Source organism: Streptomyces sp. 796.1 (assembly GCF_047525675.1).
Taxonomy (GTDB): Bacteria; Actinomycetota; Actinomycetes; order Streptomycetales; family Streptomycetaceae; genus Streptomyces.
Window position 1 is genome coordinate 34,532 of sequence record NZ_JBLIWA010000034.1, and the last position, 21,797, is coordinate 56,328.

The window sequence follows — 21,797 nt, forward strand, 5'->3', positions numbered from 1 at the left end:
GCCCCGGACGGAAGGAACCGCCGTGTCGCACCACCCCGCACCGCGCCCCACCACTGCCACCGCCGATGCCGCTGCCACTCCCGGCACCCCCGGCCCCGGTGAAACACCCGCCACCACGACCGCGGGCAGCACCGCTGCCACCACCAGCCCTGCCAGCACCACCAGCACTGCCGGCACTACCGGCACCGGCTCGGGCCCGGCCCCCGGCACCGCCGCCGCGGTCGTGCGGCGGCTGCTCGCCGGCGACTGCCCGCCCTACGCGCTGCTGCGCCGCCGGGCCCCGGGGCACGACGCGGACACCGTCGAGGTGCTGATCGGGCCGGTCACCGAGGTGGCCAGACTCGCCGACATCCCGCTGCCCGCCGCTGCCCCCGGCGGCGGGGGCGGCGGCGAGCCGGTCGCCGACGCGCTGGCGCTGCTGCCGTTCCGGCAGATCCGCGAGCGCGGCTTCCAGGCCCACGACGACGGCACGCCGCTGGCCGTACTGCATCCCACGGAGACGTACGCGCTGCCGCTGGCCGACGTGCTCGCCGCGCTGCCCGACCACCCGGTGCGGGTGCACGACGGCGCGTTCGACGTGGACGACGCGGCGTACGCAGCGATCGTGCGGCGCGTCATCGACACCGAGATCGGCACCGGCGAGGGCGCCAACTTCGTCATCCGGCGCACCTTCGAGGGGCAGATCCACGACTTCGGCACGCGGGACGCGCTGGCGCTCTTCCACCGGCTGCTGGCCGGTGAGCGCGGCGCGTACTGGACGTACGTGGTGCACACCGGCGAGCGGACGCTGGTCGGCGCGAGCCCCGAGGTGCACGTGCGGATGTCGGGCGAGACCGTGGTGATGAACCCGATCAGCGGCACCTACCGCTATCCGCAGCAGGGCCCCGACGTCGACGGACTGCTGGCCTTCCTCGCCGACCGCAAGGAGGTGGAGGAGCTGTCGATGGTGGTCGACGAGGAGCTCAAGATGATGTGCGCCGTCGGCGACCGGGGCGGCGTGGTGATCGGGCCGCGGCTGCGCGAGATGGCCCACCTGGCGCACACCGAGTACGAGTTGCGCGGGCGCAGCACGCTGGACGTGCGCGAGGTGCTGCGGCAGACGATGTTCGCGGCGACGGTCACCGGCTCCCCCGTACAGAACGCCTGCCGGGTGATCGCGCGCCACGAGCCGCGCGGCGCGGACGGCCGCGGACGGGGCTACTACGCGGGCGCGCTCGCGCTCATCGGCCGGGACGCGGGCGGCGCGCGCACGCTGGACTCGCCGATCCTGATCCGTACCGCCGACATCGATCCGGGCGGGCGGCTGCGGGTGCCGGTCGGGGCCACCCTGGTGCGCCACTCCGACCCGCTGGGCGAGGTCGCCGAGACGCACGCCAAGGCCGCCGGGGTGCTGACCGCGCTCGGGGTGCGCGCGGCGCCGGCGCGCACCGGCGGTGCGCCCGCCCTCCGGCTGGCGGACGATCCGCGGGTGCAGGCGGCGCTGGCTGCCCGGCGGGCCGACCTGGCACCGTTCTGGCTGCGCATGCGCACCCCCGAGACGGCGCCGCGGCCCACCGCGGACGCGCTCGTCGAAGCACTGGTCGTCGACGGCGAGGACACCTTCACCTCGATGCTGGCGCACCTGCTGGCCACCTCGGGGCTGCGGGTCACGGTGCGCGGCTGGGCCGAACCCGGGCTGCGCGAGGCGGCGCTCGCCCACCGGGGGCCGATCGTCCTCGGCCCGGGGCCCGGCGATCCGCTGGAGGCGGCCGACCCGAAGATGCGGCTGCTCCGCGCCCTCGCCGCCGACCTGGTGCGCGGCCACCGGTACGGGCTGCTCGGGGTGTGCCTCGGCCACGAGTTGATCGCGGCCGAACTCGGGCTCGACATCGTACGGAAGCGGGTTCCGGCGCAGGGTGCCCAGGAGCGGATCGACTTCTTCGGCCGGCCGGAGACCGTCGGTTTCTACAACACGTTCACCGCGCACTGCGACGAGCCGGCCCGGCAGGAGCTCGCGGCGCACGGCATCGAGGTCAGCCGGGACGCGGCCAGCGGGGAGGTGCACGCGCTGCGCGGGCCCGGGTTCGGCGGGCTCCAGTTCCATCCGGAGTCGGTGCTGACGCTGGCGGGTGCGGCGCTGGTGGCCGAGGAGATCGCCCTGGCCCGGCAGTCGGTGCCGCTGCCGTAGCGCGCGGCCCGCGCCTTGGCCGTACGGGCCCGGCCCGCGCGCCGTAGCCGTACGGGCCGGGCCCGGGCGTCGTACAGGACGAATCAGCGTGTCGTACGGACGAGCCAGCGTGTCGTACGGGCCGGGCCCGCCTGTGGTGCGGGCCCGGCCTCGTCCGGCGGGTCAGCCGAAGAAGACCCCGGCTTCCTCGTACAGCCGCGGGTCCACGGTCTTCAGCTTGGCCGTGGCTTCGGCGAGCGGGACGCGCACCACCTCGGTGCCGCGCAGGGCGACCATCACGCCGTAGTCCTCGTCCTTCACCGCCTCGATGGCGTGCAGGCCGAAGCGGGTAGCCAGCCAGCGGTCGAAGGCGCTGGGGGTGCCGCCGCGCTGGACGTGGCCGAGGACGGTGGTCCTGGCCTCCTTGCCGGTGCGCCGCTCGATCTCCTTGGCGAGCCATTCGCCGACGCCGGAGAGCCGGACGTGGCCGAAGGAGTCGAGCGAGCCGTCCTTGAGCACCATGTCGCCGTCCTTGGGCGTGGCGCCCTCGGCGATGACGACGATGGGCGCGTACCGCACCTTGAACCGGGACTCCACCCAGCCGCACACCTCGGCCACGTCGAACCGCTGCTCCGGGATGAGGATCGCGTTGGCGCCGCCGGCGAGCCCGGCGTGCAGGGCGATCCAGCCGGCGTGCCGGCCCATCACCTCCACCACCAGGACCCGCATGTGGGACTCGGCCGTGGTGTGCAGCCGGTCGATGGCCTCGGTGGCGATGTTGACCGCGGTGTCGAAGCCGAAGGTGTAGTCGGTGGCGGACAGGTCGTTGTCGATGGTCTTGGGGACGCCCACGCAGGGCACCCCGTACTCGTCGGACAGCCGCGCCGCGACGCCGAGCGTGTCCTCGCCGCCGATCGTGATCAGCGCGTCCACCTCGTGTTTGGCCAGGGTCTCCTTGATCCGGCGGATGCCGTTCTCCGCCTTGAGCGGGTTGGTCCGCGACGAGCCGATGATGGTGCCGCCGCGCGGCAGGATGCCGCGCACGGCGGGGATGTCGAGCGGTGCCACGACGCCTTCGAGCGGCCCGCGCCAACCGTCCCGGAACCCGGTGAAGCTGTATCCGTAGTCCTGGACGCCCTTGCGGACCGCGGCACGGATGACCGCGTTGAGACCGGGGCAGTCGCCGCCACCGGTCAGCACTCCGACCCGCATCGCTTCTTCCCTTCTCCCGTGAATGACCCGATATGGCAGTCACGCTAACGGTGATCCAGGTCACACGGGACGGGGTGAACGGTGAATTCCGTTGCCCGGTGCGGAAGTTGTTCCGGCGCAATCACCCGTACGAGCGGCGCGGGAGGGGGCCGGCGCGGAGAGCGGCCGGGGCGCGCCCTACGCGTCCTCGTCCAAGCCCCGTTCGATGGCGTACCGCACCAGCTCGACGCGGTTGTGCAGTTGGAGCTTGCCGAGGGTGTTCTGCACGTGGTTCTGCACCGTGCGGTGCGAGATGACCAGCCGCTCGGCGATCTGCTTGTACGAGAGGCCCTTGGCGACCAGCCGCAGCACCTCGGTCTCCCGGTCGGTCAGCCGCGGGGCGCCGGGCTCGTCGGTGGTGGCCGGGGGCGAGTCGCTGGCCAGCCGGCGGTACTCGCCGAGCACCAGACCGGCCAGGCCCGGCGTGAACACCGCGTCGCCGGCCGCGGTGCGGCGCACCGCGTCGAGCAGTTCCTCGGTGGACGCCGACTTGAGCAGGTAGCCGGTGGCGCCGGACTTCACGGCCTCCAGCACGTCGGCGTGCTCGCCGCTCGCGGACAGCACGAGCACCCGCAGCGCCGGATTGGCCCCCACCAGTTCCTTGCAGACCTGCACGCCGGGCAGCCCCGGCAGGTTCAGGTCGAGCACCAGCACGTCGGGCGCGACCGCGGTCGCCCGGCGTACGGCCTGGGGTCCGTCGCCGGCCGTGGCGACCACGTCGAACCCGGCCTCGGCCAGGTCGCGGGCGACCGCGTCCCGCCACATCGGGTGGTCGTCCACCACCATCACGCGTACCGCCGTCGTCCCGCTCATCGCGCGTCCTTCCTCCCCCGAGGCCCCCGGGGAACCCTGAGCTCCACCTCGGTGCCCTGGCCGGGCACCGACACCAGTTCGGCGCTGCCGCCCAGGTCGCGCAGCCGGCCGCGGATCGAGAGGGCGACGCCGAGCCGCCCCTCGCGCTCGGCGTCCGCGAGCCGGCCGGCCGGGATGCCGGGGCCGTCGTCGCGGACGGTGACGATCACCTGGTCCGGTTCGTCCTCGATCAGAATCCACGCCTGGGCGCCGTCGCCCGCGTGCCGCCGTACGTTGTCCAGCGCCGCGCCGACCGCGCCGGCCAACTCCCGCGCGGCGTGGGCGGGCAGCAGCACCGGGGCGCCCGGCTCTGCGAGCGAGACCTTGGCCCCGGCGTGCGGGGCGAGCAGGTCACGTAGGTCGCGCGGCTCGTCCGGGTACGGGTCGGCGTCGAAGTCAGCGTCGACACCGGTGCCGAATGTGGTGTCGAAGTCCGCGTCGAAGTCCGCGCCTGGGGGGTCGGCCAGGTCGATCGGGCCGGCGGGGTCGGTGGCAGCAGCGGCCGGAGCAGACGGGGTGGCGGCTGCCCCGGTGCGCCCGGCCGGCGCCGCCCGTTGCGCGGCGGACCGCGGATCGGCGCCGGCCGCGACCTGGACGGCCCGCTGGTCGCGCCGGCCGATGCCGCTGGAGATCAGGGTGCGCAGCGCCACTTCCTGCTCGCCCGCCATCCGGCCGAGTTCGGCCGCCTCGCCGCCGATGGCGACGCCGCGGCGCTGCACCATGGCCAGCACCTGGAGGACGCTGTCGTGGATGTCGCGGGCGAGCCGCTCCCGCTCGCGGGTGGCGGCCTCGATCTGGAGGGCGCGGGCGAGCGTGCGCTCACTGGCCCTGGCCACCTCGACCACGTAGCCGATCGCCACGCTGGCCACCCACACCAGCAGCACGTTGTGCACGGTGTTCTGGGCGAAGGCGCCGCGCTCGATGATGTTGGCCGCGCCCACCACGGCCGATGCGACCGCGCCCCAGCGCCAGCCGCCCTTGATCGCGAAGCCGAGCACGGCGCCCGCGGTCCAGATCGAGGGGAGCGTGGGTCCGCCGTCGATGACCCGCTGGTGCGTGTCGACCAGGGGCGTGAGCACGATGCCGACGATCGCCACGCCCAGGTCGGCGATGAGGAAGCGCTTGGTGCACCGCTCGGCGGAGCCCACCATCCGCCAGGTGGCGGCCATCCACCCGGCGAGCAGCAGCATGTACGCGCCGGCGCCGAGCGGATGCTCGTACTCGTCGTAGGCGTGCACGTACAGGCCGATCGCGTACAGCGCGGTCAGGACGCGGTAGCCGGTGAGGGCCCGCCACAGCGGGAGCTCGACCGACATGCGCACCACGCGTTCGCGGGCCGGACGCTCGCGCGTCGGCTGCTGAGCCATCTCCCCCACCCCCCGCTGGGCGCCGCCCGCCCGCGGCACGGGCGGCGGCGGCCTCGGCCGGCTAGTCGGCCTTGCGCCGGCCCAGCCTGTTCCACTTGGCGTGCCCCGCGCGCTCGCCGTCCGCCTCCTGGGCCGCCTGCGCGGCCTTCTCGGCGGCTTCCTTCGCTTCCTTCTCGCGCTTCGCCTCGTCGGCGAGTTGGCGCTTGGCCGCGGTCGCGTAGACGTCCACGTACTCCTGGCCGGAGAGCTTCATGATCTCGTACATCACCTCGTCGGTGACCGAGCGCAGGATGAAGCGGTCACCGTCCATGCCGTGGTAACGGCTGAAGTCCAGCGGCTTGCCGATCCGGATGCCGGGGCGCATCAGCTTGGGCACCACCTTGCCGGGCGGCTGGATCTTCTCGGTGTCGATCATGGCGACCGGGATCACCGGGGCACCGGTGGCCAGGGCCACTCGGGCGAGGCCGCCGGGCTTGCCGCGGTAGAGCCGGCCGTCCGGGGAGCGGGTGCCCTCCGGGTAGATGCCGAAGAGCTCACCGCGCTCCAGCACCTCGATGCCGCTCTTGATCGCGGCTTCACCCGCACCGCGGGCGCCCGAGCGGTCCACCGGGAGCTGGCCGACGCCCTTGAAGAAGGCGGCGGTCATCTTGCCCTTGATGCCGGGCGAGGTGAAGTACTCCGCCTTGGCGATGAAGGTGACCTTGCGGTCGAGCATCGCCGGCAGGAAGAAGGAGTCCGAGAAGGAGAGGTGGTTGCTGGCCAGGATCGCGGGCCCCTCGGCCGGGACGTTCTCCAGGCCCTCCACCCACGGTCGGAAGGCAAGCTTCAGCGACCCGCCGATGGACAGCTTCATTGCGCCGTAGAACAACCGAGGACCTCCTGTATCCGACGAGGAGACCTTAACCCGTGCCGCGGCACCCCTCTCGCCCGACGGCCCGCGCACGACGGCGGCGGGGGCCGGCGGCGACCGGCGCCGTCGTGCCGGGCCGCGGGCACCCGGTCCCGGTCGGGGATGCCCGGCCCAGGTCGGGGGCGCGGGGCGACGCACGTACCGGCCGGATCGGCCTACCCGCGGTGCAGGGCGCCGCGTAGGCTGAGGTCCCGACCGTCAGGCCGCGTCCGGCCATCGATCCGAACGGAGACCCCGGTGCCGCTGCTCCCCGGAGCCGAGCCGTTCCACCATGCCGGCGGCGACGTCGGCGTCCTCGTCTGCCACGGGTTCACCGGCTCCCCGCAGTCCGTCCGCCCCTGGGCCACCACCCTCGCCGACCGCGGCCACACGGTCTCGCTGCCGCTGCTGCCCGGCCACGGCACCCGCTGGCAGGACCTGGCGGTCACCGGCTGGCAGGACTGGTACGCGGAGGTGGACCGGGAGCTGCGGCGGCTGACGCAGAGCTGTTCCCAGGTCTTCGTGTGCGGCCTGTCGATGGGCGGCACGCTGGCGCTGCGGCTCGCGGCCCAGCACGGGGCGGCGATCAGCGGCCTGGTGCTGGTCAACCCGGCCAACAAGATGCACGAGCTGGCCACCAAGGCGCTGCCGGTGCTGCGGCACCTGGCCCCTTCGGTGGCGGGCATCGCGAGCGACATCGCCAAGCCGGGGGCGCAGGAGAGCGGTTACGACCGGGTGCCGCTGCACGCGGCGCACTCGCTGCGGCAGTTCTTCCGCCGGGTGGACGCAGAGTTGCCGCAGGTCACGCAGCCGCTGTTGGTGATGCACAGCCCGCAGGACCACGTGGTGCCGCCGGTGGACTCGGCCCGCGTGCTGGCCCGGGTCTCCTCCACCGACCTCACCGAGCGGCTGTTGGAGCGCAGCTACCACGTGGCCACGCTGGACTACGACGCGGAGTTGATCTTCGCCGACACTCATGCGTTCATCGACCGGCTCACCACCGACGCCGCCGCGCCGCTCACGGAGCAGGTGGGCTAGCCGTGCCGCGGGCCGAGGGAGAGGCAGGGCAGGGACCGATGCCCGAGCGCGACGCACAGACCGGGACCGGGCCCGACGAGGACGCCCAGCGCCCCACGGACGACCGCCGTCCCGACGCCGCTGAGCAGCAGCCGGGCGCGCCGGTCGGTGACGGGCCGGTCGGCGGCGCGCCGGTCGCTGACGGGTCGGATGCTGAGGTAGCGGCGGGCGAGAGGCCGCGTGCCGGTGTTCGCCCCGACGAGGACACCGCAGGGAGCCCTGCCGGGAGCACTCCGGGGAGCACATCGGCACCGCGTGACGCGTCACACGGCGCTGCGCCGACAGATGGGACGGCGGTACGGGAGGTGGCCGCGGCCGACGACCGGCAGCGGTCGGACGGCGGACAGCAGCCGGGCGACGGCCCCGCGTCCGACGGCGACCCCACGGCGACCGACCGCCCCGCACCGGCACGGGAGGTGGCCGGCACCGACCACAGCACCCCGCCGGACGAGGCAGCCGACACGGCCGACGGCCGCGCCCCCGGGGACGGGCACGGGGACGACGTGGACGCCCCTGAGGACCGTACGAACGGCGCTGGCGGCGGGACGGACGGCGGGGCCGAGCGCCCCGGAACCGGCGCGCCTCCGGCCAGTACGCACCACACGACCGGCGACGGGCCCGCGGGCGCGACCGCGGCGCGCGGCCCGGCGGCCGGCAGCGGCAGCGGCGCGCGCCGGGAGCGCACCGCGGAAGAGGTCGCGGCCGAGGAGGCCGCCTGGGCCGCGATCGTGGCCGGTTACGGCGAGGAGCCGCCGGACCCGCCGGGGGTGGCCCCCTGGTCGGCGCCGAAGGGGCCGGACGAGGCGGCGGACGGGCCCGGCCGGGAGATCGCGCCGGGCAAGCCCGACAAGACGCTCGGCCGCTCGGACGACGAGCCGCCCCGCCGCGGTGAGGCCAAGGGTGGCGAAGCGGAGGCGGACGAGCCGCAGGCCGCGCGCCCGCTGGGCAGCTCCGTGATCTTCGCGCCGGGCGTGGGCCCGCGCGACTGGACGCCCGACGAGCCGTCCGACGACGACTTCGACGACTCCGACGAGGGCCACTTCGTACCGCCGGACCCGCCGCTCCCGCACGCGGACACCACGGCGCGCTTCGCCTGGCTCGCGGTGCTCGGCGGCCCGCTGCTGCTGCTCGTCATGGTGGTGCTCCGGCAGGAGATCACCTGGTGGATCGCGACCCTGGGGGTGGGCGGCTTCCTCGGCGGCTTCGCGACCCTGGTGATGCGGATGCGCGACGACGAGGACGAAGAGGACGACGACCCGGGCCGCGGCGCCGTCGTCTAGCCGGGCCGTCGTCCAGCCCGGACAGTTGGCTGGCCGGGGCCGTCGTCTGACCTGTGACCTGACGGGCGGCTGCCGCGGGTCGCGCCGGACTGGCGGCTGCCGCTGGTCGCACCGGGGGCTGGTGGCTGCCGCCGGGTGCGTCCGCCTCGCCGATCGCACCCGCCTCGCCCGGCGCGCCCCCTGCCGCCGGATCGCCCGGAGGGTGGCAGCCGCGGCCCTGCGCCGTGATCGACGTGGACGGTCCGGCCGGTGTTCCGCCGATCCGACGGCGGCCGGCCCCGAGCCGCGCGGGCCCGAGCGGCCCCTCGGCCTCGGCCGACCCGCCCGCCCGTCCGGGTACGACCCCGGGGACCGGCTTGCGGCTGCGGCCCTGTGCCATCCTGGGCCGGTGCTGCTGAGCGATCCCGTGAACCGCGTCGAGCTGCGCCCGGTCCGCTACCAGTTCCCGGTGGCGCGGGGCGCCGCGTACGACGACAACTGGCTGGTCATCGCGGGGACGGTGGCGACCCCCGAGGGTGCCTGGTCCTTCGCCGACCCCTGTCTGTTGACCGACGAGGCGCGTCGGATCGGCGTGTGGCTGCGTGCCGTGGCCGCCGGGAGCGTGGCGGTGACCGGCCCGGACGCCGACGGGGAGTGGTCCCCCGACGTCTGCTTCATCGAGCCGGTCCTCGCCCTGAGCCTCGCCGAACGGGGCGACGACGGGGCGACCGTCCGCCTACACCTGTCCCTGGAGGCCGCACCGCCCTCCCGGCCGGATGCCGAATCCCCGGACGTCTACCAGTACTTCGTCGCGGTGCGCGTCGCCACCGTGGACCTGCTCCGGGCGGCCGACGCCTGGGACGCCGAGCTGGCCGCCTTCCCGCCCCGCTGACCGGCCCGGGGCGGGTGACCGCACACACGCCGGGAGCCGCGGACGCGCCGTACCGCCACCACTCCCCCGCGCCCGGCGGGCGCCGGGCACCGCACCGAGCAGGCCAGGCCAGCGCGCCGGGGCCGGTACGGCGACGGCGCCGCACCGGAGGTCAGTCCGTACAGCCGCCCGGGTGCGGCAGCCGCAGCGCGGCCAGTACGGGCCGGTGGTCGGCGGCGGCGTGCAGGTCATCGGGGTGGACGGCGGCGAGCGCGTCGGGCACGCCGCAGCCGAGCACCTCGACGCCGCCGGTGGTCAGCACCGCGTCGACGCGCTGGTGCGGATGCGCCACGGGCGCGGTGAACTCGCTGCCCCACGGGCGGAGTTCCCTGGCGTCGTGCAGCGGTCCCGCGGTCAGCCGCTGGAAGGCACGGCCCTGCGGCCCCTCGCCGAAGCCGCCCGCCGCCACCGCGTACGGGGCGTCGAGGGCGGTGAGCTGACCGAGCAACTGCCCCGCGTGCACGTACCGTTCCCCGGCGGCGGGGCCGAAGTGGCAGCTCAGCACGGCCAGCCGGACGTCACCGAAGCGCAGCACGGCGCCGGCGACGCCGCGCCGTGGCAGGCCGGGCGTGCGCGGCAGCACGACCTCGGCGGTGTGCTCCACGTGCGGGCGCAGGGTGCTGAGGATGGCCGGCCCGGTGGTGGTGGCGCCGCCGGCGACGTGCACCAGCCCGGCCTCGCGGGCCAGCCGCGCCAGCGCCTTGCGCCAACGGAAGAACCGCGGCGCCTCCTGCACGCACACCACGTCCGGGGCGGTGGCGCGGATGACCCGGGCCACCGCCTGCCGGGCGGCGCCGGGCGGCTGGCCCGGGACGTCGCGCAGCGAGCGGATGTTGTAGCTGAGCACCCGCACCACGACGGAGCCGTCCGGCTCCGTGTGGGACGCGGGCAGATCGGTCTGTGGACTCCGTACGGCCGCGAGCGTCACTCCGCCACTCCAGAACTGGGACCTGAGCTGATGTTCTTCTGTGCTGGTACGCAGGGGCGCCGCGCGTGGACGGCGACGGCACCCGATGCTGTGGGGGCACTCTCCGAGCGTCCCCCGGGACAACCTACGGGGCGCCGGGACCTGCGCGCCTACCGTTGCGGACGAGGCTGGCGTGACGCAAGTTCCCGCTGTGACCGCCGACTTCGACGACCTGCGTCGGACGTATGGGGCCAGCGGGACCTATCGGTATCCGTCGGGCGGCGAGGGCGGGGCGGCGGCCTCGCCGGGCCGGCCGACCGGCCCGGCGGCGCCTCGGGGGGCGGGCCGAACCGACGAGGGCTCGCCACCGGCACCGCCGCCCGGACCCCGTCACGAGCGCCCACCGTGAGCCTCCGCCACCGCCCCGGCCCGACAGCCGGTCCCGATCAGCCCTGGCGGGCCAGGTCCGCCGCGCCCACCAGGCCCGCCTTGCCGCCGAGTTGAGCGGCGAGCACCTGGGCGTGCGGGCGCCACTGGCCGCCGACCAGCCAGCGGCGGAAGGACTTGCGGATCGGGTCGAGCACCAGGTCGCCCTCGTCCGAGACACCGCCGCCGACGATGAACGCCGACGGGTCGAAGAGCGAGGCCAGGTCGGCGAGGCCGGAGCCGGCCCAGCGGGCGAGTTCGCGAAAGGAGTCGATGGCCACCGGGTCGCCGCTGCGGGCGGCCTGGCTCACGTGCTTGCCCTCGATGCCGTCCGGGGTGCCGTCGCCGAGGCCGAGCAGGACGGTGGCGTTCTCGGGGGCCGCCGCGGCGCGCTGGCGGGCGTACCGCACCAGGGCCCGCCCCGACGCGTACTGCTCCCAGCAACCCTGGCTGCCGCAGCCGCACAGCAGGCCGTCCGGCACCACCCGGATGTGCCCGAATTCGCCGGCCACCCCGAACCGGCCGCGGCGCAGCTTGTTGCCGATGATGACGCCGCCGCCGAGCCCGGTGCCGAGCGTGATGCAGATGACGTCGTCGTGGCCCTGCCCGGCGCCGAACCGGTACTCGCCCCAGGCGGCGGCGTTGGCGTCGTTCTCCACCACGACCGGCAGCCCGACGCGCTGCTCGACCTTGTCCTTGAGCGCCTCGTGGCGCCAGTTGATGTTGGGCGCGAACAGCACGGTGGCGCGCTTGTCGTCCACGTAGCCGGCGGCGCCGATGCCGACCGCCTCCACCTCGTGGTCGACGCTGACCGTCCGTACCGCATCGGCGATGGCGTCCACGACGCCCTCGGGGGTGGGTGGGGTCGGGACCTGACACGTCGCACGGATCGCGCCCTCTTCGTCGACCACGCCCGCCGCGATCTTCGTGCCGCCGATGTCAACGCCGATGGTGAGTCCCATGTGTCCCTCAGTCTTCGGTCGATCCCCGCCGGGACAACCGTACCGGAGGGCGGCCTCAGTCGAGGTCGATGCGTTCACTTCCTGGAGGCGTATCGTCTCGGCCGTCATCCTGCGGGCTCCCCCGCTCCGCCGTGGTCGCGCCCTCGCGTGCGGCCTGGTCGTCGTCGCGCGTCCAGCGCTGCTCCTGGCCCGCCACCGCCGCCCTGGCCGCCGCGAGCAGTTCGGAGCCGGCCGTGGCCAGGTGGTCGAAGACGTCGGGGTTGCGCTCGATGACCGGCTCGACGGCGGCCTTCGCCTGGCCGATGAGTTGGCGCATGACGGTCTGGGCGGCGGCGCCGGCGATCGGGCCTTGAAGCGATGAGAGCTTGTCGGTGAGGGTTTCCGCCAACTTCCGGAGCTCTTCGGCAGCGCTGGTCGGCTGCGGTCCGTAACGGGCCCGGCGCCGTTCGCGCTCGGCGGCGAGGTCCTCGGCGCACGCCTGCTCCCAGGCGCCCGGGTCCGCCGCCGGTGCCTCGCGCGCGGGCCGGTCCGCGGCGGGGCGCTCGGCGCCCCGGGCACCGGCCGGGCCGGGTTCGGTGGCGGGCCCGGTCGCGCCGTCGGCGGCGTCCGGGCGCTCGGTGGCATCGCTCATGGCGGGCTCCTGCGCTGTGGCCTACCGATCGGCCCCGTCCGGCGCGATCGGCCCGGCCTCATCTGGTCGGCTCATCCGACGGTACCCGAACGGCGGTGCGGCGTTCAGTGCCCGCGGGGCCACAGCCCGGGATCGGGGGCGAAGCGCACCTGGAGGGCGCCCTCGTGGAGCCCCGCGCCCGCGACGGTGCACCGGCGCAGCGCCGACGGCAGCGGCAGCACCCGGCGGAACGGCCCCACGGTGACCACCAGTTCGTCGCCGCGCCGCACCAGGTCGAGGTCGTCCCGGTCGGCCCCGGGCAGCGGCAGCCGCCACACCAGCAGCCCGTCGTCGGCGAGCCGGTCCTCGACGGTCCACGGCTCGGCGGCCGGCCCGTCCCGGCGCGCGTCCAACGGCCCGACGGCGTCGGCCAGCACGGCGAGGTCGGCGAGGCCCTGCGGATCGCGCCCGAGGTGCGGCAACTCCTGGAAGACGGGCGCGCCCGGCCCGCCTTCCGGGACATGCGGGTGGTCGCCGATCGGCTGCGGTACGGGGCCCGCGGCCGGCGCGTGCTCCGCGCGCGGTGCCGCCGGGCCCGCCAGTTCGTTCAGCTCCTTCAGTTCCTTGAGCGCGGTCTGCTGCTGGCCCGAGGCCGCGGTCAACCACGGGTCGGCGGAGCCGGTGGGCAGCAGCCGGTTGGCGATCAGCGCGTCCACCCGGGCGCCGTGCAGGGCGAGCCCGGCCCTGACGGTGCGCAGCGCCCGCGCGGCCAGCGGCCCCGGGTCGACCACCAGCCGTACGGTCAGCGCGTCGGCGTCGATGAGCTGCTGTACGGCGGTGAGCTCCTGCTGCCACTGCCCGGAGGTCTCGTACAGCCGCTGTGCCGGCATGGGCACGCCGGTGAGCTGGGCGAGCATGGGGTGCAGGGCGCGGGCGGCCTGGCGTTCGGCCGGCAGCAGCCGGCGCAGGTAGCGGCCGAGCTGGTCGGGCAGGGCGAGCAGGTGGACGGTTTCGGTGGCCGGTGGCAGGTCGATGACGAGCGCGTCCCAGCGCGGCGCCGCCGCCCCGTCGGGCGCGGCCTGCGGCTCGGTCGCCCGGTGCGCGGCGCGGACCGCGGCGAGCAGCGTGAGCGCGTCGGCCCCGGGCAGTTCGGTGGCCTCCTCGGCGGCCACCGGGTGGGCACCGAGGAAGTCGAGGACGCCGCGGGCGCGCTCCTGGAGGGCGGCGAGTTCGGTACGGAAGTACTCGGCGGTGGCCAACCGTGCGGCCCACAGTCCGCCGGCCACCTCGACGGGCCTGGTGCAGGGCGAGCGCACGGCGTCGGCGGTGGCTGCCGGGGCGGGCAGCGGTTGGCCGAGTATCCGTCCGACGGAGCCGCTGCGGTCGGTGCTCAGCAGCAGTGTGCGGCGGCCGGCGCGGGCCGCGGCGAGCGCGGTGGCGGCGGCGACGGTGCTGCGCCCGCTGCCCGCGGCGCCGGTGATCAGGACGGTACGCATGGCGATCAGGCGGGCGCGCCGGTCTCCACGCGCTTCTTCAACCCGGCCAGCGCCCGGTCGATGATGACCTTCTCGGCCTTACGCTTGATCATGCCCAACATGGGGATCTTGACGTCCACGGTGAGCTGGTAGGTGACCTGGGTGCGGGCGCCGCCGTCGACCGGGTCGAGCCGGTAGGAGCCGTCGAGCGAGCGCAACATCTGCGACTTGACCAGCGACCAGCTCACCTCGCGCTCGCCGAGCCAGGTGTAGGCCAGGGTGTGGTCGTCCTTGATGGCGCCGGCGTCCAGGAGCAGCCTGACCTGTTCGGCGCGGCCCTGCGGGTCGGTGGCGAGCACCTCGGCCTCCTTGACCTCCCCGGTCCACTCGGGGTAGCGGTCGAAGTCGGCGATCACCCCCATCACATCGGCAGGGGCCGCCTCGATCGTGATGCTTGAGCTGGTGTGTTCCGCCATCGCCGTGGCTCCTCCGTACCGGTCCGCCGCCTGCTGCGCCTGCCGCTGAAGGCTACCGCGCGCCACTCGCACGCCCGACCGCCGGTGAGCGGCGGCGGATGGGCCCGGCGCCGGGGTCGGCACGGCCGGCGCCCCGCCCGCTCCGGCCGGCGGCGCCCGTCGAAGCTACCGCCCGCCCGACCGGCGTCCGCGTGGCCGCGTCCACATGCTGGCCGCCGTCGCCGACCCGGGCCGGCGCTGGCGACAGCAACAGCAAGGACGGGCGCCCGGCCCGGATCAGTCCGGCCGGCGGCTCACCACTCCAGCACCCAGGGCGTGCCCGTCGAGGCGAAGTGGCCGACGTTGACGCACTCGGTGCGCCCCACCCGCATCCGGCGGGCCAGCGGCTGGTGCACGTGGCCGAAGAGTGCGTAGGCCGGCCGGGTGGTTCGGATCGCGTCCAAGATGGCCGCACTGCCGCGCTCGAAGCGGCGGGCGACCGTGTCGTAGCACAGCTCCGGCACGTCGGGCGGGATGTGCGTGCACAACACGTCGACCTCGCCGAGCGCAGCGATCTTGGCCGCGTACGTCTCGTCGTCGATCTCGTACGGGGTGCGCATGGGCGTGCGCAGCCCGCCGCCGACGAAGCCGAAGACGCGTCCGCCGATCTCCACCCGCTCGCCGTCCAGGACGGCGGTGCCGGGGCCGGCGTACTCGGGCCACAGCGACGGGATGTCCACGTTGCCGTAGGTGGCGTAGGTCGGCGTCGGGAAGGCGGCGAAGAGGTCCGCGTACTGGGCGCGCACCGCGCTCTCGATGGCCGCCTCGCGGCTGCCGCCGGTGCGTGCCTCCAGCTCGGCCCAGAGTTCGCGGCCGAAGGTGCGGGCCTCGTCGAAGCGCCGGGCGGTGCGCAGCGCCACGATGCGGTCGGCGTTCTCGACGCCGAACAACCGGGGGAAGATGCCGCGCGAGTGGTCCGCGTAGTCGAGGAAGAGCACCAGGTCACCCAGGCAGATCAGGGCGTCGGCCCCGGTGCCCGCCTTGCCGAGGTCCTGACTGTTGCCATGCACATCACTGACCACGTGGACTCGCATGCGACACACCTTAGAACCGTTAAGTCGCCCACAGGAAGGGCCCCCACCTGCGGTTACTTCCGCGTCACCCCGGTTTGGGACTACTGTGCGCGAAGCCACCTCCGTTATGTGTGACGCATAAAACATCTCAGCATGACCCCTATCCCCCTAGCCGTACCGATGGGTAACGTCCGGGCAGTCCCTATCGCACTGCCTTGATGGACCGCAGCCGAGGTAGCACGCCACGGCCTTGTGGCGCCGGCGCCCGACGAGGAGCAGCAGTCTTGCGCGAGTTCAGCCTCCCGGCCCTCTACGAAGTGCCGGCCGACGGCAATCTGACGGACCTCATCCGGCGCAACGCCGCCCAACAGCCAGACGTCGTCGTGCTGGGCCGCAAGGCCGGGGACCAGTGGCAGGACGTGTCGGCCGCGGAGTTCCTCGCCGAGGTGCGCGCCGCGGCCAAGGGGTTGATCGCCGCCGGCATCCGCCCGGGTGACCGGGTGGGCCTGATGTCGCGTACCCGGTACGAGTGGACCTTGCTGGACTTCGCGATCTGGAGCGCGGGCGGCGTGGTGGTCCCCGTCTACGAGACCAGTTCGGCCGAACAGGTGCAGTGGATCCTGGGCGACTCGGGGGCCGTGGCCTGCGTGGTGGAGACGCCGGAGCACCAGGGCGTGCTGGAGGCGGTGCGCGACCGGCTGCCGGGGCTCGGGCAGGTGTGGCAGATCGAGGGGGGCGCGCTCGCGGAGCTCGCGAGCGCCGGTGCGGACGTCAGCGACCAGGCGGTGGACGAGCGCAGCGCGGTGGCCACGGCCGACTCGCCGGCGACCCTCGTGTACACCTCGGGCACCACCGGGCGGCCCAAGGGCTGCGTGCTGACGCACCGCAGCTTCTTCGCCGAGTGCGGCAACGCGGTGGAGCGGCTGAAGCCGATCTTCCGTACCGACGAGTCGTCCGTACTGCTGTTCCTGCCGGTGGCGCACGTCTTCGGGCGGCTGATCCAGGTGGCTTCGGTACTGGCACCGGTCAAGCTCGGGCACGTGGCCGACGTGAAGACGCTGACCACCGAGTTGGCCGCGTTCCGCCCGACGCTGATCCTCGGCGTGCCGCGGGTCTTCGAGAAGGTCTACAACGCGGCCCGGGCCAAGGCGCAGGCGGACGGCAAGGGCAAGATCTTCGACCGGGCGGCCGAGACCGCGATCGCCTACAGCCGGGCCCTGGACGCCCCCGGCGGCGTGCCGCTGGGCGTACGGCTGCGGCACAAGCTCTTCGACGTCCTGGTCTTCCGCAAGCTGCGCGCGGTGCTCGGCGGCCGGGCCACGCACGCGATCTCCGGCGGCGCTCCGCTGGGCGAGCGGCTCGGCCACTTCTACCGCGGCATCGGGCTGACCGTCCTGGAGGGCTACGGGCTCACCGAGTCCTGCGGGGCCACCACCTTCAACCCGTGGGACCGGCAGAAGATCGGCACGGTCGGGCAGCCGCTCCCCGGCTCGGTGGTGCGCATCGCGGACGACGGCGAGGTGCTGCTGCACGGCGAGCACCTGTTCAGCGGCTACTGGAACAACGAGGCGGCCACCGCGGAGGCGCTGTCCGACGGCTGGTTCCACACCGGCGACATCGGCACGCTGGACGAGGACGGCTATCTGACCATCACCGGGCGGAAGAAGGAGATCCTGGTGACGGCCGGCGGCAAGAACGTCGCCCCCGCCGTCATCGAGGACCGCATCCGGGCCCACGCGCTGGTCGCCGAGTGCATGGTGGTGGGCGACGCGCGGCCGTTCGTCGGCGCGCTGATCACGCTGGACGAGGAGTTCCTGCCGCGCTGGGCGGCCGAGCAGGGCAAGGCCGACGCCGCCCCGGCCGCGCTGCGCTCCGACCCCGAGCTGCTGGCCGAGATCCAGCGCGCGGTGGACGACGGGAACGCGGCGGTCTCCAAGGCCGAGTCGGTCCGCAAGTTCCGCATCCTGGCGACGCAGTTCACCGAGGACTCGGGCCACGTGACGCCGTCGATGAAGCTCAAGCGCAACGTGGTGGCCAAGGACTTCGCCGACGAGATCGAGGCCATCTACCGCGCCTGACCGCGGGCCGGCAGGCGGCAAAGGGGGGGCGGCGCGCGGTGCCGGCGGGCGCGTGCCGGCGGCGCTGCCCCCGCGGCGCCGCGGCCCGTCAGAGCAGTTCGGTCAGCCGGTGGGCCAACAGGTCCCAGCGCCAGCGCTCTTCGATCCAGGCGCGGCCCCGCTCGCCCATCCGGCGGCACAGCTCCGGGTCGGCGAGCAGGGTGGCGATCCGGTCCGCGCTCTGCTCGACGGAGGTGCCGCTGACGACCCAGCCGGTCTCGCCGTCGATGACCGCGTCCGGCGCGCCGCCCGAGTCGCCGGCGACCACCGGCAGCCCCGTCGCCGACGCCTCCAGGTAGACGATGCCGAGCCCCTCCACGTCCAGGCCGCCGCGCCGGGTGCGGCACGGCATGGCGAAGACGTCGCCCGCCCCGTAGTGCGCGGGCAGCTCCGCCGCGGGGACCGGGCCGGTGAAGCGCACCGCGGCGGCCACCCCCGTGCGGTGTGCGAGCCGCTCCAGGTCGGCCCGGTAGGGCCCGCCGCCGACGATCAGGAGCACCGTGTCCGGCACCCGGCGCAGGATGCTCGGCAGGGCCCGGATCAGGGTGTCCTGGCCCTTGCGCGGCACCAGCCGGGAGACGCACACCACCACCGGCCGCTCCGCGAGCCCGAGCCCGGCCCGTACCGCCGCGCCGCCCGAGTCCGGGTGGAACGTCTTCTCGTCCACGCCGGGCGGCAGGTGCACCATGCGGGCCGCGGCCCGTTCGCTGAGCGCCCCGGCGATCTTGGCGCGGGTGTAGTCGCCGAGGTAGGTGAGCGTGTCGGTGCCCTCGCCGATTCGGTGCAGGAGCTGCCGGGCGGCCGGGAGCTGGGCCCAGCCCGCCTCGTGCCCGTGGGTGGTGGCCACCAGCCGGTGCGCGCCGGCGGCCCGGAGCGCCGGCGCCATCAGCCCGAGCGGCGCCGCGGCCCCGAACCACACCGAGCCGCAGCCGTGCGCCCGCAGCAGTTCGGTGGCCCGCCGGGTCACCCGGGGCGTGGGCAGCAGCATGGTCGTCCGGTCCCGCACCACCGTGAAGGGCTGTTCGGCGTCGAAGGCGGCGCAGGCCCGCGCGCCCTCGGGGCCGCGCTTCCAGGTGCTCGCGTAGACGACGAGCCGGTCCGGATCGAGCCGGACCGCCATGCCGTGCAGGAAGGTCTGGATGCCGCCGGGCCTGGGGGGGAAGTCGTTCGTGACGATCAGGGTCTTCTCCATCGCCGCCGACAGTACCGGGGGCGGACTCCCCCACCGCGACCTGCCACGGCCCGCCGCGGCCCGCCGCGATCGGCTGCGATCAGCGGGGTCGAGCCCGACCGCGCCCCGCCGCGAGCCACGGAACCAGGCCCAGCGAGCCCGGACACGGCCCGCCACCACCAGCCGGGCCCGGCGGCGGCCCGTCCGCCCGCCGCGGTCAGCCGCGCCCGCCACAGCCGGCCGTGGCCGTGCCGCGCGCCGCGCCGGTAGGTCGCGCTATCGTGTCGCCGCCGGCTCGCCGACCGGTGCCAGTTGTTCCTTCAGGTAGACCCGCCAGCGCCGGGTGAACTCCTGCTCGGAGACGCGCAGCACGCTGCGGAGCGCCGCGCGCACCGCGCCGTTGCGGTCGGGGGCGGCGCCGACCGCGCGGTAGAAGGCCACCAGTTCGTCCTCGCCCCACTGGTCGGCGATCATCCGGCAGGCCAGCCAGCCCTGTTCGTACGCCTGGGCCAGGACGTTGCCGTCCCCGGCGAAGCCGAAGTCGTCGTCGTCCGGCAGGTTATGGGGGAGCTTGCCGGATTCCAGCGAGCGGGTCAGCTCGGGGGCGACCTGGCGCGGGTAGATCCGGGCGTCGCGGTAGCCGATCCAGTCGGCGAAGCCCTCGGAGAGCCACAGCGGGGTGCTGGCGGACGTGGCGGCGCGGGTGGCGACGTGGGTGGCCTCGTGGGTCATCACCACGCGCCGACCGAGGTCGCCGAGGACGTCGTACGCGTCCGGGTTGATGATCACCCGGTCGGCGGGGACGGTGCCCGAGCCGCCGATCTCGCCGGTGGTCACCGCCGCTATGCCGCGGTAGCCGGAGGCGGAGCCGCCGAGCAGTGTCGCCATGTCGTCGAGCGAGCGCGGCACCAGCACCACCACCCGGCCCGCCCAGGGGCGGTGCCAGGCCCGTCGCACGCTCGGCACGGCGTCGTCGGCGGTGACGGCCACGTCCTTCAGGTAGCGCCGGTGGTGGCCGACGCCGAGCACCAGGCTGTGCCGGCCGCGCACCACCTCGACCCGGCCCTGGTCCCACAGTTGCTCGGCGCCCCGCTGGCCGCCGTCCGAGGCTTCGAGCGCGGTCGCGGGCGGTATCTGGACGGCCGCCACGTACCAGCGGTGACCGTGCTGGACGAGGGTGAGCCGCTGCGGCGCCACGACGGGCGCGGTGTCGTACCCGGCGAGCTGGTAGCGCAGTTCGACCTGGAAGGCGACCCGCCGGCCCTGGCCGTGCACGGGCGCGAAGCCGCCCTTGTCGAGGACCCGGTACCGCCAGGAGCTCAGCGGCACGTCGGCCAGGTTGCGGAAGGTCCGCCGCTGGGCGGCGCGGTAGCGGTCCGCGGTCCGGTCGACGGTGGCCAGGAAGGCGTCCTCGTCGCGCGCGCGGACCGCGTCGGCGCGCCGGTCGAGCAGCCGCTCGACGGCCCGCACGTCGGGGTCGGGGCCGCTGGGTTCGCGCCCCCAGCCGGCCATCGCCGCCAGCGCGCTGAGCGCCGCCGTGAGCACCACCAGGGCGGCCACCACACCGCTGACCGCCCACCGTCCACCCCACCGCAACCTGCCCGCCACGCCGTCGATCGTACGGGGTGCGCCGCGGCTTGCGGGGGCGAACTCCGGACGCGGAGGAGCTGGCTCAGGGGCGGTTCACGGAGGAGACCGGCATCATCTGGACCGGGTCATACCGCACCTGGGCGCCCGGGTGGGGGGCGTGGATGACCTGCCCGTTGCCGACGTACATCCCGACGTGGCTGGCGTCGTTGCGGTAGATCACCAGGTCGCCGGGTTGCGCCTGGCTGAGCGGCACCCGGCGGCCGGCGCCCGCCTGGGCCTGCGAGGTGCGCGGGATGGCGACCCCGGCCTGCCGCCACGCCCACTGGGTGAGCCCGGAGCAGTCGAAGGAGCTCGGGCCCGTCGCGCCCCACACGTACGGGGCGCCGAGGGCGGCCTGGGCGGCGCTGACGGCGGCGGACGCGCGGGGGGAGGCTGCGGTGTCGCCGGCCGACCGGGCGGGCCGCTGCGCCCCTTCGGCGGCCTTCGCCGCGCGGGCGCGCTCGGCCCGCTGGAGTTCGGCGCGCTCGGCCCGGGTGAGGCGGTTGAGCACGGTGCGGGCGGCGGCGAGCTTCGCCGTCACCTCGCGCTTGTGCCGCTGCACCGTCTCCCGGCTGCGTTCGAGGTCGATGAGTTTGCCGGCGGCCTCGGTGCGCTGTTGGCGCAGCGCCCGCTGGGCGGCGTGCAGCACCCGCAGTTGGCCCGCCTGCCGGTGCGAGATCCGGTCGAGCGCAGCCGACTTGGTGAGGAAGCCGTCCGGGTCCTCGGTGAGCAACAGGGTCAGGCTCGGGTCGACGCCGCCCGACCTGTACTGGGCCCCGGCCAGTGCGGCGAGCGCGCCCCGCAGGTGGTTCACCCGCTCCTGGCCGCGGGCGACGCTGTCCTGGAGCGCGCTGACCCGCGCCTTGAGTTCGTCGCTGCGCTCCTTGGCCAGGTTGTACTTCTCGGTGGCGACCTCGGCCTGGTGGAAGAGGCGGTCCACGGTGTGCCGCGCGGCGCCGCTGGACGCGGGTCGGGCGGCGTGCTGCGCTTCGCTGCTGCGCGCGTCGGGCGGCGGCGCCGGGTCGGCGCCGGCGGGGGCCGCGGTCAGGGCGACCGCGGAGGCGGCCAGCGCCGCGGACAGCAGGGTGACCCGGACCGGCCGGTCGGGGCTTGATGACGAGGTACGGCGATGGGACGCCACGGGAGCCGCATTCCCTTCCGCTGGCGGCGGTCCCCCGCGCCCACGGACAGGCGTACGAC

The 21,797-nt window shown here is 75.1% G+C and carries 18 protein-coding genes; 5 read left to right on the plus strand and 13 right to left on the minus strand.

The window, feature by feature from the left end; all coding sequences use genetic code 11:
* Positions 1 to 223 precede the first annotated feature (223 nt).
* Positions 224 to 2,167, plus strand: a complete 1,944-nt coding sequence (locus tag ACMA1D_RS22215) for an anthranilate synthase family protein (RefSeq protein WP_414725817.1) — start codon at positions 224 to 226, stop codon at positions 2,165 to 2,167.
* Positions 2,168 to 2,329: 162 nt separating this feature from the next.
* Here the strand turns inward: ACMA1D_RS22215 and ACMA1D_RS22220 are convergent, their stop codons facing one another.
* The 4 genes from ACMA1D_RS22220 to ACMA1D_RS22235 all read right to left on the minus strand — a co-directional run bounded on the left by ACMA1D_RS22220 (position 2,330) and on the right by ACMA1D_RS22235 (position 6,469).
* Positions 2,330 to 3,358 (minus strand): 6-phosphofructokinase, encoded by a 1,029-nt coding sequence (locus tag ACMA1D_RS22220; RefSeq protein ID WP_414725769.1) that lies wholly within the window; start codon positions 3,356 to 3,358, stop codon positions 2,330 to 2,332.
* A gap of 177 nt (positions 3,359 to 3,535) precedes the next feature.
* The gene (locus ACMA1D_RS22225) at positions 3,536 to 4,210 is read right to left on the minus strand and encodes a response regulator (RefSeq protein WP_414725770.1); all 675 of its coding nucleotides are present in this window, start codon (positions 4,208 to 4,210) and stop codon (positions 3,536 to 3,538) included.
* The gene (macS, locus tag ACMA1D_RS22230) at positions 4,207 to 5,616 is read right to left on the minus strand and encodes a MacS family sensor histidine kinase (RefSeq protein WP_414725771.1); all 1,410 of its coding nucleotides are present in this window, start codon (positions 5,614 to 5,616) and stop codon (positions 4,207 to 4,209) included. The genes ACMA1D_RS22225 and macS overlap by 4 nt, the downstream gene beginning before the upstream one ends.
* A 61-nt stretch (positions 5,617 to 5,677) precedes the next feature.
* Complete coding sequence (locus ACMA1D_RS22235; RefSeq protein WP_414725818.1) at positions 5,678 to 6,469, minus strand: lysophospholipid acyltransferase family protein; 792 nt, start codon at positions 6,467 to 6,469, stop codon at positions 5,678 to 5,680.
* A gap of 294 nt (positions 6,470 to 6,763) precedes the next feature.
* Between ACMA1D_RS22235 and ACMA1D_RS22240 the strand changes: the two genes are divergently transcribed.
* The 3 genes from ACMA1D_RS22240 to ACMA1D_RS22250 all read left to right on the plus strand — a co-directional run bounded on the left by ACMA1D_RS22240 (position 6,764) and on the right by ACMA1D_RS22250 (position 9,733).
* Positions 6,764 to 7,543 carry an alpha/beta hydrolase gene (locus ACMA1D_RS22240; protein ID WP_414725772.1) on the plus strand — a complete coding sequence of 260 codons (780 nt, stop codon included), beginning with the start codon at positions 6,764 to 6,766 and terminating at the stop codon, positions 7,541 to 7,543.
* A 542-nt stretch (positions 7,544 to 8,085) separates the two neighbouring features.
* Entirely contained in the window at positions 8,086 to 8,862 is a 777-nt protein-coding gene (locus ACMA1D_RS22245; protein WP_414725819.1) for a hypothetical protein, read from the plus strand.
* A 388-nt stretch (positions 8,863 to 9,250) separates the two neighbouring features.
* On the plus strand, positions 9,251 to 9,733 hold the full coding sequence (locus ACMA1D_RS22250) for a hypothetical protein (protein WP_414725773.1): 483 nt from the start codon (positions 9,251 to 9,253) through the stop codon (positions 9,731 to 9,733).
* Positions 9,734 to 9,884: 151 nt separating this feature from the next.
* Here ACMA1D_RS22250 and ACMA1D_RS22255 read toward each other — a convergent pair whose 3' ends face one another.
* The 6 genes from ACMA1D_RS22255 to ACMA1D_RS22280 all read right to left on the minus strand — a co-directional run bounded on the left by ACMA1D_RS22255 (position 9,885) and on the right by ACMA1D_RS22280 (position 15,701).
* The gene (locus ACMA1D_RS22255) at positions 9,885 to 10,700 is read right to left on the minus strand and encodes an endonuclease/exonuclease/phosphatase family protein (protein WP_414725774.1); all 816 of its coding nucleotides are present in this window, start codon (positions 10,698 to 10,700) and stop codon (positions 9,885 to 9,887) included.
* Positions 10,701 to 11,125: 425 nt separating this feature from the next.
* The gene (locus ACMA1D_RS22260; RefSeq protein ID WP_414725775.1) at positions 11,126 to 12,067 is read right to left on the minus strand and encodes an ROK family glucokinase; all 942 of its coding nucleotides are present in this window, start codon (positions 12,065 to 12,067) and stop codon (positions 11,126 to 11,128) included.
* Positions 12,068 to 12,122: 55 nt separating this feature from the next.
* Positions 12,123 to 12,698: a DUF5304 family protein gene (locus tag ACMA1D_RS22265; RefSeq protein ID WP_414725776.1), complete on the minus strand. Its 576-nt coding sequence runs from the start codon at positions 12,696 to 12,698 to the stop codon at positions 12,123 to 12,125.
* A 104-nt stretch (positions 12,699 to 12,802) separates the two neighbouring features.
* A complete protein-coding gene (locus tag ACMA1D_RS22270; RefSeq protein ID WP_414725777.1) occupies positions 12,803 to 14,173 on the minus strand; it encodes an ArsA family ATPase in 1,371 nt (456 codons plus the stop codon).
* A 5-nt stretch (positions 14,174 to 14,178) separates the two neighbouring features.
* Entirely contained in the window at positions 14,179 to 14,628 is a 450-nt protein-coding gene (locus tag ACMA1D_RS22275) for an SRPBCC family protein (protein ID WP_414725778.1), read from the minus strand.
* 293 nt (positions 14,629 to 14,921) lie between these two features.
* A complete protein-coding gene (locus ACMA1D_RS22280; RefSeq protein ID WP_414725779.1) occupies positions 14,922 to 15,701 on the minus strand; it encodes a metallophosphoesterase family protein in 780 nt (259 codons plus the stop codon).
* A 263-nt stretch (positions 15,702 to 15,964) separates the two neighbouring features.
* Between ACMA1D_RS22280 and ACMA1D_RS22285 the strand changes: the two genes are divergently transcribed.
* Positions 15,965 to 17,758 carry an AMP-dependent synthetase/ligase gene (locus ACMA1D_RS22285; RefSeq protein ID WP_414725780.1) on the plus strand — a complete coding sequence of 598 codons (1,794 nt, stop codon included), beginning with the start codon at positions 15,965 to 15,967 and terminating at the stop codon, positions 17,756 to 17,758.
* A gap of 88 nt (positions 17,759 to 17,846) precedes the next feature.
* Here the strand turns inward: ACMA1D_RS22285 and ACMA1D_RS22290 are convergent, their stop codons facing one another.
* From ACMA1D_RS22290 to ACMA1D_RS22300, 3 genes are all read right to left on the minus strand, one after another.
* On the minus strand, positions 17,847 to 18,989 hold the full coding sequence (locus tag ACMA1D_RS22290) for a glycosyltransferase family 4 protein (RefSeq protein ID WP_414725781.1): 1,143 nt from the start codon (positions 18,987 to 18,989) through the stop codon (positions 17,847 to 17,849).
* 255 nt (positions 18,990 to 19,244) lie between these two features.
* The gene (locus ACMA1D_RS22295) at positions 19,245 to 20,480 is read right to left on the minus strand and encodes a hypothetical protein (RefSeq protein WP_414725820.1); all 1,236 of its coding nucleotides are present in this window, start codon (positions 20,478 to 20,480) and stop codon (positions 19,245 to 19,247) included.
* A gap of 160 nt (positions 20,481 to 20,640) precedes the next feature.
* Positions 20,641 to 21,738: an NlpC/P60 family protein gene (locus ACMA1D_RS22300; protein ID WP_414725782.1), complete on the minus strand. Its 1,098-nt coding sequence runs from the start codon at positions 21,736 to 21,738 to the stop codon at positions 20,641 to 20,643.
* Between the last annotated feature and the right edge of the window lie 59 nt (positions 21,739 to 21,797).